This is a genomic window from Roseburia sp. OM03-7AC (assembly GCF_003462625.1).
GTDB lineage: Bacteria > Bacillota > Clostridia > Lachnospirales > Lachnospiraceae > Roseburia_C > Roseburia_C amylophila.
In genome coordinates, this window is the sequence record NZ_QTZJ01000001.1 from 900480 (window position 1) to 913696 (window position 13217).

The 13217-nt window shown below is 43.2% G+C and carries 10 protein-coding genes; 1 reads left to right on the forward strand and 9 read right to left on the reverse strand.

Going from position 1 to position 13217, the window contains the following annotated elements:
• Positions 1 to 4 precede the first annotated feature (4 nt).
• The 9 genes from DXB39_RS04435 to truA form a co-directional block, all read right to left on the reverse strand.
• Positions 5 to 511 carry an HD domain-containing protein gene (locus tag DXB39_RS04435; protein ID WP_117840850.1) on the reverse strand — a complete coding sequence of 169 codons (507 nt, stop codon included), beginning with the start codon at positions 509 to 511 and terminating at the stop codon, positions 5 to 7.
• A gap of 13 nt (positions 512 to 524) precedes the next feature.
• Positions 525 to 1079 carry a GTP cyclohydrolase I FolE gene (gene folE / locus DXB39_RS04440; RefSeq protein ID WP_022242494.1) on the reverse strand — a complete coding sequence of 185 codons (555 nt, stop codon included), beginning with the start codon at positions 1077 to 1079 and terminating at the stop codon, positions 525 to 527.
• Positions 1069 to 2391, reverse strand: a complete 1323-nt coding sequence (locus tag DXB39_RS04445; protein WP_117840849.1) for a bifunctional folylpolyglutamate synthase/dihydrofolate synthase — start codon at positions 2389 to 2391, stop codon at positions 1069 to 1071. The genes folE and DXB39_RS04445 overlap by 11 nt, the downstream gene beginning before the upstream one ends.
• A 1-nt stretch (position 2392) precedes the next feature.
• Positions 2393 to 4630 carry a DNA gyrase/topoisomerase IV subunit A gene (locus DXB39_RS04450; RefSeq protein ID WP_117840848.1) on the reverse strand — a complete coding sequence of 746 codons (2238 nt, stop codon included), beginning with the start codon at positions 4628 to 4630 and terminating at the stop codon, positions 2393 to 2395.
• 95 nt (positions 4631 to 4725) lie between these two features.
• A complete protein-coding gene (locus DXB39_RS04455) occupies positions 4726 to 6648 on the reverse strand; it encodes a DNA gyrase/topoisomerase IV subunit B (protein WP_117840847.1) in 1923 nt (640 codons plus the stop codon).
• A gap of 479 nt (positions 6649 to 7127) precedes the next feature.
• On the reverse strand, positions 7128 to 8237 hold the full coding sequence (locus DXB39_RS04460; RefSeq protein WP_243005989.1) for a DUF1002 domain-containing protein: 1110 nt from the start codon (positions 8235 to 8237) through the stop codon (positions 7128 to 7130).
• 14 nt (positions 8238 to 8251) lie between these two features.
• Complete coding sequence (locus DXB39_RS04465) at positions 8252 to 9190, reverse strand: alpha/beta fold hydrolase (protein ID WP_117840845.1); 939 nt, start codon at positions 9188 to 9190, stop codon at positions 8252 to 8254.
• A gap of 122 nt (positions 9191 to 9312) precedes the next feature.
• Positions 9313 to 11073, reverse strand: a complete 1761-nt coding sequence (recJ, locus tag DXB39_RS04470; RefSeq protein WP_117840844.1) for a single-stranded-DNA-specific exonuclease RecJ — start codon at positions 11071 to 11073, stop codon at positions 9313 to 9315.
• 19 nt (positions 11074 to 11092) lie between these two features.
• Positions 11093 to 11833: a tRNA pseudouridine(38-40) synthase TruA gene (gene truA, locus DXB39_RS04475; RefSeq protein ID WP_117840843.1), complete on the reverse strand. Its 741-nt coding sequence runs from the start codon at positions 11831 to 11833 to the stop codon at positions 11093 to 11095.
• An 89-nt stretch (positions 11834 to 11922) separates the two neighbouring features.
• Here truA and DXB39_RS04480 point away from each other — a divergent pair, with 89 nt between their 5' ends.
• Positions 11923 to 13185 (forward strand): peptidoglycan-binding protein, encoded by a 1263-nt coding sequence (locus tag DXB39_RS04480; RefSeq protein WP_117698174.1) that lies wholly within the window; start codon positions 11923 to 11925, stop codon positions 13183 to 13185.
• Positions 13186 to 13217: the final 32 nt, after the last annotated feature.

The window sequence follows — 13217 nt, forward strand, 5'->3', positions numbered from 1 at the left end:
CAGCTTAAAACCAGGTCTCCGGTTTATTTTTCTCTTCTTCACTCCACTTGCAACTGTCTGCTGCTTCACAGGCAAAGCACATACGGGATGCCTTATCCGCCCATTTCATAAGCTGTGTAAATGCTGTCTGCCATAATTTCTCCCCGTGCAGCTCACTGCAGGTCTCCCTGCGGTGAGCCAGAATTGCCTGGCAGATGATAGCTCCTTTTTCCTTCGGATAGCCTATAGTCGCAAAAATCTCTCCTGCAAATTCGGCAGATGCCGCTGCATGAGAGATTCCCTGTTCATATTCTTTCATACGACCGATATCATGAAGCAGGGCATAAAGATATATCATCTCTTCATCCAAACCAAGCTGCTCCTTTAAATTGCGAATCTGTGCCAGACGTGCCACATCCATAAAATGTTCCATATTATGTCTGCAATAGATTCTGTCCGCTTCCAGACGGGCAATTTTCTTTACGGTTTTCCGGTATTGCTCCTGATGCAAAAGTCTCGCTACATATTCCATTTCATCACCATATCTAACGCACCATCTGGAAAAATTTATTTACCAGACGCTCATCCTCATTAAAGATACCACGGGTCACATAAGTAACCGTCCTGCTGCCCGGCTTCTTAATACCACGCATCGTCATACACATATGCTCTGCTTCCATCATGACCATAACACCCTTCGGCTTTAACTGCTCCATCAGTGCATCTGCCACCTGTGCCGTAAGCTGCTCCTGAATCTGAAGCCGTCTTGCATAGATTTCCACGGTTCTTGCCAGCTTGCTGATGCCGACTACTTCTCCATTTGGAATATAAGCAACGTGGGCTTTTCCATAAAATGGAAGCATATGATGCTCACAGGTAGAATAAAAAGTAATATCCTTTTCTACTACCATCTCATTATTGCTGGCATGAAATCTTTTCTTTAAAGGCTCTGCGGCATCCATGTCCATTCCGCCAAAGATTTCTTCATACATCCGTGCAATACGATCCGGAGTCTCAAGTAATCCCTCCCGGTTCACATCTTCGCCAATGCCTTCTAATATCAGTCGTACACCTGCTTCCACTTTCTCTTTATCTATCATTCTTCTGTCCTTCCCGATACTGTATGACAGCCTGCTTTGCCTCTGCAAGATATGATAGGGAGCCAAATATCAGCACCACATCTTCTCCCGAGCTCTCAGCAATTGCATGTCTTACCGCATCTTCAATCAAAGGTTCTGTTATTACTGTTTGATAGCCTGCTGCCTTCGCTTCCTCCGCCAGCTTCTCTGCCGGAAGTGCCCTGCCATTATGCGGCGTTACCGCATATACAGTTTCCGAATAAGGGCGCATTATCTTTAAAATCTTCTCATGTGCCTTATCAGCAAGCACCCCTATTATATAGGTTATCTTACGATTTGTAAAACAGTTTTCCAGCGTTTTTGCAAGTTGCAGTGCTGCGCCCTCATTATGGGCACCATCCAGAATGCATAATGGTTCCTCTAAAACACGTTCAAAACGCCCATTCCAGCAGACCTTCTGAAAGCCATTTTGTATCACCGATAAGGTAAGCTGCGGAAATGTTTTCTCTTTCAATACTTCTATTACTTTAAGCGCACAGGCTGCATTGGCTGCCTGATAGGCACCGGTCAACGGGAGTCTTATCTTCCACTGTGAATTATCTTCTCTTACATAATCAAACTGCATTCCATTCATATCATACAAAAGATTTCTTATGGCATCCTTCTTCGGCTGGTACAGCTGTGCTTTAAGCCGCTCTGCCTCCTTGACAAGAACCTCTTTCACAGCATCTTCCTGCCAGGCAGATACCACCGGGCAGTTCTCTTTTATGATTCCAGCCTTTGCAGATGCAATCTCTGATAACGTATTTCCCAGGAACTGCATATGATCCATGCTGATAGAAGTAATGACACTGCAAATGGGATGGGTAATCAGATTGGTTGCATCCTCTCTTCCCCCCATGCCGGTTTCCAATAACACCACATCACAGGCTTCTTCTTTAAAATATAAAAACGCTGCTGCAGTCTCTACCTCAAAGGAGGTCGGATGCGGAAGTCCTTTTTCTGTCAGTGTAAGACAGGCTGTCTTTACTTTTTCCATCAAGGCAGCGTATGCTTCTTCGGAAACTGCTTTTCCGTTTATCTGCCAGATTTCCCGATAGAAAAAGACTGCCGGGGAACTATATCTGCCTACCTTTAAGCCGGCTTCTTCCAATACTGCCTGAAGCATTGCTCCAACGGAACCTTTTCCGTTAGTTCCTGCAATGTGAATAATAGATAAGTCTTCCTGCACATCGCCCAATTCTTTCATCAGTGCCCGGATACTGTCCAGTCCTAATATACTGCCATATTTTTTTGTTTCTTCTACAAATGCAAGTGCCTGCTGATATGTCAATTTATTTCTTTACTCCTTTGGTTGCACGGTTTCCAATATGAAGCCGGTTCAGTGCAATTTCTTTATCTTTTACCATGACCACCGGCGGTTCTTCCTCACCCAGTGCATAGATGTTGGTCAGTTCATCCCCTGCTGCAAGCTTCATTCCGCAGACTCCGATTGCCCCCTTCTTCTTCTCAGGAATCGTATCTGCTGCAATCCTAAGGAACATGTCCTTTGCCGACTGCATAACAATAGTCATATTTTCTTCTACCGGTGCTACGAATATAACTGCATCATCATCTGCAAGCTTCGTGGCTGCTGTGGTACGTTTTGCTACGTCAAATTCTTTTCCATCCACCTGTTTTAACATGGCTGTCTTCGTTCCAAATAAAAGCTTCTGTGTACACAGTGCGGCCAGATCCGTGATATAAATCAACTGCTCTTTAGAGCTGTCATAATTACTTACATTATCAATCGGCTGTCCCTTGTCACGGAATTTTCCAAACGGCAAATCGACCACCTTCAGAAGATGCATCTGGCCGGTATTGGTAAAGATGCAGATTTTTCCGGTATTCATACAATGAAGTACATAACGGTTCTCGCTGTCTGCTGCTTCTTTGTTACGCTCATAAGCCGCCACATCAATGGTCTTCGCATAGCCAAAACGATCCATCAGGAAGACTACTTCCATCTCTTCCATCTTCTTTTCTTCATAAACGGCAGCTTCCACATTGTCGATATGGGTACGGCGTTCTCTGGAATAGTTTTTCTTAAGACCATCCAATTCCTTCATAATTACCTTCGCCATTGTACTGCGGTTGGTAAGAATATCTTCGTATTCTGCGATATTCTTTAATGTGGTATTATGCTCATCCATCAATGCTTCCACTTCCAGACCAATCAGCTTATAGAGGCGCATCTCTAAAATTGCTGTTGCCTGACGTTCTGTAAAGTTTAACTTCGAAGCTTTCTTTTCGGATTCTTTCGTTTTGAATTTAATATTTTCTGTTACACCGTTCATCAGACAGTTTTTCGCATCCTTGATATTACAGCTTCCTCTTAAGATTTCAATAATTAAATCAATGACATCGCAGGCACGTATTAAACCTTCCTGAATCTCTTTCTTATCCAGTTCCTTTGCCAGTAATGTCTTATATTTTCTGGTAGCAAGCTCATACTGGAACTTTACATGGTGGCGGATAATCGGAACCAGTCCCAGAGTCTCCGGTCTTCCGTCTGCTACTGCCAACATATTGACACCAAAAGTATCTTCTAATTTTGTCTTCTTATAAAGGAGATTGCAAAGATTCTGTGCATCTGCTCCTTTTCGAAGTTCGATAACAATGCGGATTCCCTCCTTGGATGACTGATTGGAAATATCCACAATATCATTTGTCTTCTTGGTCTCAACCAGACTGTAGACATCATTTAAGAATTTTCCAATATTGGCTCCAATCATGGTGTATGGAATTTCCGTAATAATCAGGCGCTCTTTTCCGCCTTTTACTGCTTCAATTTCTACTTTTCCACGAACCTTAATCTTACCGATTCCAGTCTCATAAATGGAAAGCAGTTCATCCTGGTTGGTCACAATTCCACCGGTCGGGAAATCCGGTCCCTTGATGTATTTCATCATTTCTTCTGTTGTAATATCCGGATTCTTCATATATGCTTTGACACCATCAATGACTTCGCCAAAATTATGCGGTGGAATGCTGGTTGCCATACCAACGGCAATACCCTCTGCTCCGTTTACCAAAAGGTTCGGCACCTTTACCGGAAGTACTTCCGGTTCTTTTTCTGTCTCGTCAAAGTTTGGCACAAAATCTACTACATCTTTATCCAGATCCGCAAGGTATGCTTCCTGGGTAATCTTCTGCAGACGCGCCTCGGTATATCGCATCGCAGCCGCTCCGTCTCCTTCAATGGAACCAAAGTTACCATGACCATCTACCAGTGGCAGTCCCTTCTTAAATTCCTGTGCCATTACCACCAGTGCATCATAAATGGAGCTGTCACCATGCGGATGATATTTACCCATGGTATCTCCCACGATACGGGCACATTTACGATAAGGTTTATCATAACGGATGCCAAGTTCGTGCATATCATAAAGTGTTCTTCGCTGTACCGGCTTCAGACCATCTCTGACATCCGGCAATGCTCTTGCTATAATAACACTCATGGCATAATCGATATAAGATTTCTGCATTACTTCCGAATACTCGGTGCGGATAATCTGTTCTTTCGTTTCCATAATCTATCCAATTCCTTCCTGATTTTCTGCTTCTATCATTTCCCATACATCCATAAAAATATGCTGTCAGCAATTCCTTACGGATTCATAGAAATTTATATGTCAAGTTCTGCGTCCTTTGCATTATCATAGATGAATTTACGACGCGGCGGTACATCCGTTCCCATCAGCATCTCTGTTACATCCGATGCCATTCTGGCATCTTCGATTTCTACCTGTTTTAACATTCTTGTTTCCGGATTTAAGGTTGTCTCCCAAAGCTGCTGTGCGTCCATCTCTCCAAGACCTTTGTAACGCTGCAGTGTAAAGGAGCCTTTGTGTGTCTTACGATAGCGGGCAAGGGCTGCATCATCATAAAGATATTCCTCTTCTCCCTTAGTTGGCATCGCTTTATACAAAGGCGGCATCGCAATATAGACATGACCTTCGTAAATCAGTTCCGGCATAAACCGGTAAAATAAAGTCAGAAGCAATGTTGAAATATGTGCTCCATCCACATCTGCATCTGCCATGATAATTATCTTATCATAACGAAGCTTGCTGATATCAAAGTCATTTCCATATCCTTCGGAAAATCCGCAGCCAAATGCATAAATCATAGTTTTTATCTCTGCATTAGCCAATACTTTATCAATACTTGCTTTCTCTACATTTAATATCTTTCCACGAATCGGAAGAATTGCCTGGAACATTCGGTTTCTTGCAGTCTTAGCAGAACCACCCGCAGAATCTCCCTCCACGATAAAGATTTCACATTTGGAGGCATCACGGCTTTCGCAGTTGGCCAGTTTTCCATTGGAATCAAAGGAGAATTTCTGCTTGGTTAAAAGATTGGTTTTCGCTTTCTCTTCTGTCTTACGGATTTTTGCTGCTTTTTCTGCACATCCGATAATTGCCTTTAAAGTATCCAGGTTACGGTCAAAGTACATCTGAATTTCATCATTGGTTACTTTTCCGGTGGCTCTTGCCGCATCCTGGTTATCAAGCTTGGTTTTCGTCTGCCCCTCAAATCTTGGGTCCGGATGTTTCACAGAAATAACGGCAGTCATTCCATTTCTTACGTCTGTTCCGGTAAAGTTTGCATCCTTTTCTTTTAAGATGCCAAGCTCTCTTGCATAGGAATTAATCACCTGGGTAAAGGTTGTCTTAAAACCGGTCAGATGGGTTCCGCCCTCTGCATTGTAAATATTATTGCAGAAGCCCAGCACATTCTCATGGAATTCTGTTGTATACTGGAATGCCACTTCAACAGAAATGCCCTCAGATTCTCCTTTATAATAAATGACATCATGGAGACATTCATTATTCTGATTCATCTCTTTTACAAATCCAATGATTCCATCCGGCTCATGATATTCAATATGTTCTACTTCTTCCCCACGTCTATCTTCATAAATAATAGTTAAAGCAGGATTTAAATATGCAGTCTCATGGAGACGGCTCTTTACTTCATCCTCTTTAAATCTTGTCTTTTCAAAGATTTCCGGGTCCGGCAGGAAATTAATCTTTGTTCCGGTCTTTTTCGTCTTTCCAATTGTCGGCAACAATCCGTTTACCAGCTCTACCGTTGGTACGCCACGCTCATAGCGGTCATGATGCACATAACCGTCTCTGCTTATTTCTACATCCATATAAGTAGAAAGTGCATTTACAACGGAAGAACCTACTCCATGAAGACCACCGCTGGTCTTATATGCTGCATTATCAAATTTTCCGCCGGCATGCAGAGTAGAAAATACCACACGGGCTGCCGATACGCCCTTCTTATGCATTCCCACCGGAATTCCCCGTCCGTTATCTTCTACGGTACAGGAGCCATCTGCCTCTAATGTAACACGGATGGTATCACATACACCAGCAAGATGCTCATCTACCGAGTTATCCACGATTTCATATATTAAATGGTTCAATCCTTTTCTTGAGACGCTTCCAATATACATTCCCGGTCTCTTCCGGACAGCTTCCAGTCCTTCCAGTACGGAAATACTGCTTGCATCATATGTTTCCTGTTTCGCCATTGTTCCATTCCTTTCTTTCTAAAAACTGCTTCAAAAGAAGCCCTGCGGCTAGTATAACACATGGAGATTTTTTTGGCAAACATGTGTTTTCTATTTTGTTTGATCAGGAAGGAAATGGGCTTCTCATATATTTTATTTGGCAAATTGGTCAAAAGCATATCTATTTGTTCCACTGTATGCAAATAAGATGTTCTAAATGTACCTGATTAAATATAGAAATATCACGCAACCGTCCTAAACGAGCCATCCGGGCTCTTTAGGACTCATTCTGACATCCATGTCAGAATGTTGCTGTATCATGGCAGGTACATTAAGAACTTCTAATTTGCTTCCAAAGTCACAAATAGATATGTTTTTGTACAATTTTGCCATATCCAAAATTTGATTTCTCCATTTGGCACCTGATCTTTCAAAAAAAACAACTACCGGGTGAACCGGTAGTTGTCTGAAATCTCTTTTATAAAATTGTCCTGTCTTATTTAATTGAACAGATTCTTAAAGAAATCTGCAATAGAGGAAAACAGGTTGGAGAAAAAGCTTCCTATCTTATCAAAGATGCCGTCTGCACCAAGGTTTTCAATCTTGTCATAAATGGATTTCGCCTGATTTACAAGGCTGTCTACATCAAGATCCAGATTGCCAATCTTCTTTAACAGGTCTAATAACTGCTCTTTCTGCTCTTCTGTCAGTGCAACATCAAATTTATCTGCTGCTTCATCAATGGCATCACGGATACTTGCATCATCCGTAAGATTGTTTTCTGCCATCTGCTGTTTTAAGTATGCAACCAGTCCTTCTACGGATTCTGCATCTGCACCAGTGCTGCTCTCTAACTGTCCGGTTAAAACCAGCTCATTTAATGCAGTATCTACATTTTCCTGTGGAAGTTCTTTTCCGGTAATCTCCTGGTATGCCTTAAACACACCTACCAGAGCTGCTGTTCCGGAAATATTCTGTGGTCCTGCAACAATTATGTCCGCATCTTCAATTCCGGCTGTTACCAGTGCATTCTTATACATACCAACTGTACAGTATGAAATATTCTTGGTGGAAATATTGATTCCATTTCCTTTATCTTTCTTTACGATTACTACAGAAGACCAGGATTTACTTCCAATCTGTGAAGATGGAATATATGCATCCAGATACTGGTGTTCTTCGGAATTGTTTACTGTAACTACATCATAATTATCAAGCTGTGCAGGATCAATGCCCATCAGACTTAATACTGTATTCTTCTGCTCCTCAGACAGATCAGCACCCAGTGCCAGATATGGTTTATCGCTTTCTTTGATCACGACATTGTCATCTGCCTTATCTTCTGCCGCTGCCGGATTATCTGCATCTGCTCCACTTTCCGGAGTGCCGGCTGCTACTCCACTTTCCGGAGTGCCGGCTGCTGCTCCATTATCTGTATTGGCTGCTGCATCGGAATCGTTGTTCTCTCCGCCTGCTGCAGTACCATTTTCCGATGATGTCTCTGTAGACAGTGTTCCTGTCACTTCTGCTGCGGATGCCTGAAATGGTACTCCAAGAAACAGCATACATGCCAATCCCATTCCCATTATTTTTTTGATATGTTTTTTCATTTTTTCCTCCTTTTTCAGGCAAGATGAACATTCATCCATGCCAGAATATCATGATATACAACATCACGGTCTGTCTCATTTAAGATTTCGTGACGGTCGTTGTCATATAATTTCCAGGTAATATCCTCTTTGCCGGCTGCGTCAAATTTATTATATACCTTCTTTACGCCGCTGCCGCAGCCGCCCACCGGATCCATTGCTCCCGACACAAAGAATAACGGAAGACTCTTTGGAACTGCTTCAATATTTTCCTGCTGGTTGTCAAATAGAACTGCCTCAAACAGTCCCATATAAGCATTTACCGTAAATACAAACGTGCATTTCGGGTCTGCATAATAGGTTTTTACTATTTCTTCATCCTTGGTCAGCCAGCTATTGGAAGCATCTTTTCCTGTCAGGTCAAACTGATGATAGTATTTATCATAAGATAATTTCTGTAATAATTTACTTCTGTGATGCCAGCCGAAAAATGCTGCCTGCAGCTTTGCAATAAACATGGCAAGCTTTGTGGTATTGTCCGGAATACAGCCAGTTCCCATAATTATAGCACCGGTAAGCCCCTCTCCATGTATCGCCAGATATTTCCGAAGCATATAAGAACCCATGCTGTGTCCTAACATAAAATAAGGCACACCCGGATGCTCTTTCCGTGTTATCTCCCGGAGTGTATGCATATCGGCAACCACCGTATCGCTGGGATGCTCTGCAAAAAATCCCCATTCATCCTTAGATACAACGGATTCGCCGTGTCCGATATGATCATGACCTACCACCAGAAAACCATTGTCATTTAAAAATTCTGCAAAAGCCCGGTAGCGCTCAATATATTCCACCATACCATGTGTTATCTGTAAAACTGCACGATACTTTCCATCTTCCGGAGTCCATCGTACTGCATGAACTGTGGTTCGCCCATCTGCGGAAGGGAAAGAAAACACTTCCTCTTTCGTCATATAATATACCCCCTGTATGTTATAAATCCCTTATATTTTACAATGATTCTGCACTTTTTACAACCGAAGCGTCCTGCAAAAACCATAATACTCTATTAAATTTTTCTTAAATCCCTAAAGTTTTACCTAAAACGCCGTATTATTGCCTGTACACTTTCTCTTCCACTGTAAGTGTCCACTGCCGGCTCATAAACGGCTGCAAACTGTATGCTGTTTTCTTTTCCATGCATAGCTGCATCCACTTCTTCACTGCCAAACTTTTCACTGAGAAATGTAAGAAATTTTTCCACTTCTCCAAAATAGACTCCTGCCACCGGATTCCCCTTTGAATCCAACAAATGAAGCTTTAACACATTCCGGTTTACGCCCACTATACCGGCTCTCGTAATCTTAATATTACGGTCTGCAAATACCGGTTTGGTATTGGACTTTCCGCAAGGCTCCAGCACACTTAACTGCCGGATGGTATCTACCGTAAAATAGGACATCGGAAGCACCGCATCCAGCCTTACCACCTCTGCCATATCTTCTTCAGAAAGTTCTGCCTTCTGATTAAGCTGTTCCCGCAATTTATCAATATCTTCTTCCCGCATGGAAAGTCCTGCTGCCATAGGATGTCCGCCATATTTTGTAAACAGCTCCGCCACTTCCGTCATTTTATCAAACATGGAATAGGCTTCGATGGAACGACCGGAGCCTTTGACTCCTTCTTCTCCTCTGGTCAGTACAAATACCGGTCTCTGATAGGCTTCCCGGATTCTTCCGGCAATGATTCCCGCAAGACTCTCATGGCATTCCGGAAGGTAAACCACTAATACTTTATCTTTTTCCCGACCTTCCTTTCCAATCTGTTCCAATGCCTTCTGTGTCTCCTGCTGTGTCATATATTTCCGGCTTTCGTTAAGCTCCACCAATTCGTCTGCCAGTGCAGAAGCCTTTACTTCATCCCGCTCAAGCAGCAGCTCCAGGGAACGTTTTGCCGTATCCAGTCTGCCGCTGGCATTGATACATGGTCCCAATACAAAGCCGATATGATATGCACTCAACGGCTTGTCAGAAAGCTTGTTTTTTGCAATCAACGCTTTCATTCCGGGATTCTTCGTATGCTCTAACGCTTTTAACCCAAGCTTTACCAAAATACGGTTCTCTCCGGTTAAGTCCATGACATCCCCCACCGTTGCAAAGCCTGCATTTTCAATAAAAATATCCGCTTCTTCCACCGGAATATCCATTCTCTCATAAAGCACCTGCACCAGCTTCCACGCCACTACTGCTCCGCAGATTCCTTTGCAGGGATACGGACAATCCGCCTGCTTGGGATTTACAATGGCATCCGCATTACTCTGCAGAAATTCCTTTCCCTGCTCTGTATTGCAATAAGGAATCTCATGATGGTCCGTTACCACAACGGTCATTCCTTTTTCCTTTGCAAAATTAATCTCGTTGATTGCAGCAATTCCATTGTCGCAGGTAATCAAAAGTTCTTTTCTATCGGACAATGCCTGCTCGATTAAATGCTCATTGATTCCATAACCATCCTTCATCCGGTCCGGGATTGCAGCATCCACATTGCCGCCGCACCGGCGGATTCCCTCTAATAAAATATAAGTCGCATTGACACCATCGATATCATAATCACCAATGATACGCATGGCCTTTTTCTCTGCAATGCCCTCTGCAATAATTTCTGCAGCTTTATCCGCATCCTTTAATAAATGGGGATTATGTAATGCCTCTTTTCCACCATACAAATATTCTGTAATTTCTTTTTCATCTGTTATATCCCGGTTTCTTATAATCCGGGCAATCAGCGGGTCAATTCCATATTTCTTTGCCATTTCCATGAAATTGCCGCCTTTTCTGATTTCAATCCATTTCTCCATGAAGCTTTCTCTGCCTTATCTATTCATATTCCACATTTATGAGCACCAGTCCCTTTGCTGCTGCCATTGGTCCTGCCAGACTGCGGTTTCTGCCCTCTAATATTTCTTTCATCTCACGAACTTCCCGCTTTCCCGTTCCAACTTCTAACAGTGTTCCGGTAAGGATTCGCACCATGTTCTGTAAAAATCCATTTCCGGTAAAAGAAATGTCAAGTTCATCCTTTTTCTCTTCCAAGCGAATCTCATAAATCGTCCGTACTGCCGATTTTTTGAAATGACGGTTGCCGCAAAAAGAAGTAAAATCGTGGGTTCCAATCAGCACTTCCGCCGCTGCCTTCATTTTGTTAATATTCAGGTTTTCTGCCACCGGTGTTACATATTTTCTCCGGAATACATCCGGCTTCTCTCCTAAAAAAATGCGATAGCAATAAGTCTTTTTTACTGCGTTTAATCTGCTGTGAAACCGGAGTGGTACTTCGGATACCTCCAATACCACAATATCCTCCGGCAGATACTGGTTGCAGTACCTCTTTATCTCTTCCGGTTCATATGCACTCTGAAGTTTAAAATTTGCCACCTGTCCCATGGCATGCACGCCCGCATCCGTTCTTCCGGAGCCATGTATCTCTATTTCTTCTCCTGTCATTTTCTCCAATACCGACTGCAGCTTTCCCTGAATGGTCTGCTCCGTATTTCCCTGCACCTGCCATCCGCTGTATCTGCTGCCATCGTATTGCAATATCATTTTATAATTTGTCATGTTATTTCTCCATTCATTATGCAACAGTATAACACGTTTTTCTCCATTCCGGCATATACTTTATGGAATAAATATCATGAGGTTTCCATATGTCAAACCTTTCTTATATGCAAAAAACCACGGACATGGGGCAACTGCGGATTCATGTCACCACAGAGCGTGGCTTTTTCCCTATTAAAGATGCCTCCATCCGTCTTTCCTATACGGGAAATCCTACTGAAATCATTGAAGAACTATCAACTGACATTTCCGGTCAGACTGCAGCAGTTGAACTGCCGGCTCCCCCCTTAGAATATAGCATGGAACCTTCTGAATTCCAGCCTTACTCGGAATATACCATTCAGGTAAATGCGTCCGGCTACCGTCCCATCAACATTTCCGGAATCTCCGTTCTGCCGGATAAAACTTCCATCCAAAATGTCCGGATGGAAACTGCCACCGTGGAAAATCCCCCGGAACGAAATATTGTTATTACTGCCAACACTCTCTATGGGAATTTTCCGCCGAAAATCCCAGAGGATGAAATCAAGCCGATGAATGAAAGCGGCGAAATTGTCTTAAGCCGTGTTGTCATCCCGGAATATGTTATTGTCCATGACGGACCGCCAAGCGATTCTTCCGCCAACGACTACTATGTCCGCTACCGGGATTACATCAAAAATGTTGCCTCCAGCGAAATCTATGCTACCTGGCCGGATGCAGCTCTCCGTGCAAATATTTTAGCGATTATGTCCTTTACCCTGAACCGGGTGTATACGGAGTGGTACCGGAACAAAGGCTATGATTTTACCATTACTTCTTCCACCGCCTTTGACCACAAATTTGTCTACGGCAGAAACATCTTTTCCAACATTTCCAATATCGTCGATGAGATGTTTAACAGCTACCTTTCCCGTCCGAACGTCCGCCAGCCGATTCTGACACAGTACTGTGACGGGCAGCGGGTAAGCTGCCCGAACTGGATGACTCAGTGGGGGTCGAAATACTTAGCCGACCAGGGATATTCCACCATTGAGATTCTGCGCTACTATTACGGCAGCAGTATGTATATCAACACGGCGGATGAAATCAGTGGTGTACCTGCTTCCTGGCCGGGCAGCAACCTTGAGATTGGTTCTACCGGGGATAAGGTGCGGATGCTGCAGGAGCAGCTGAACCGGATTGCACGTAACTATCCTGCGCTTCCGACTATTACCGTGGATGGCATTTATGGTCCTGCCACCAAAGCTGCCGTAGAAAAATTCCAGTCCATCTTTGGGCTTCCAGTTACCGGAATTGTGGATTTCCGTACCTGGTACCGTATTTCCGAAATTTATGTGGCTGTTTCAAGAATTGCAGAATTGTATCAATAAATTTCATAACTTAAACCTTTTCTGGAATTCTT

Coding starts and splice junctions, on each gene's coding strand:
- DXB39_RS04435 (WP_117840850.1), bottom strand. CDS start 511: ATGGAATATGTAGCGAGACTTTTGCATCAGGAGCAATACCGGAAAACC.
- folE (WP_022242494.1), bottom strand. CDS start 1,079: ATGATAGATAAAGAGAAAGTGGAAGCAGGTGTACGACTGATATTAGAA.
- DXB39_RS04450 (WP_117840848.1), bottom strand. CDS start 4,630: ATGGAAACGAAAGAACAGATTATCCGCACCGAGTATTCGGAAGTAATG.
- DXB39_RS04455 (WP_117840847.1), bottom strand. CDS start 6,648: ATGGCGAAACAGGAAACATATGATGCAAGCAGTATTTCCGTACTGGAA.
- DXB39_RS04460 (WP_243005989.1), bottom strand. CDS start 8,237: ATGAAAAAACATATCAAAAAAATAATGGGAATGGGATTGGCATGTATG.
- DXB39_RS04465 (WP_117840845.1), bottom strand. CDS start 9,190: ATGACGAAAGAGGAAGTGTTTTCTTTCCCTTCCGCAGATGGGCGAACC.
- recJ (WP_117840844.1), bottom strand. CDS start 11,073: ATGGAGAAATGGATTGAAATCAGAAAAGGCGGCAATTTCATGGAAATG.
- truA (WP_117840843.1), bottom strand. CDS start 11,833: ATGACAAATTATAAAATGATATTGCAATACGATGGCAGCAGATACAGC.
- DXB39_RS04480 (WP_117698174.1), top strand. CDS start 11,923: ATGTCAAACCTTTCTTATATGCAAAAAACCACGGACATGGGGCAACTG.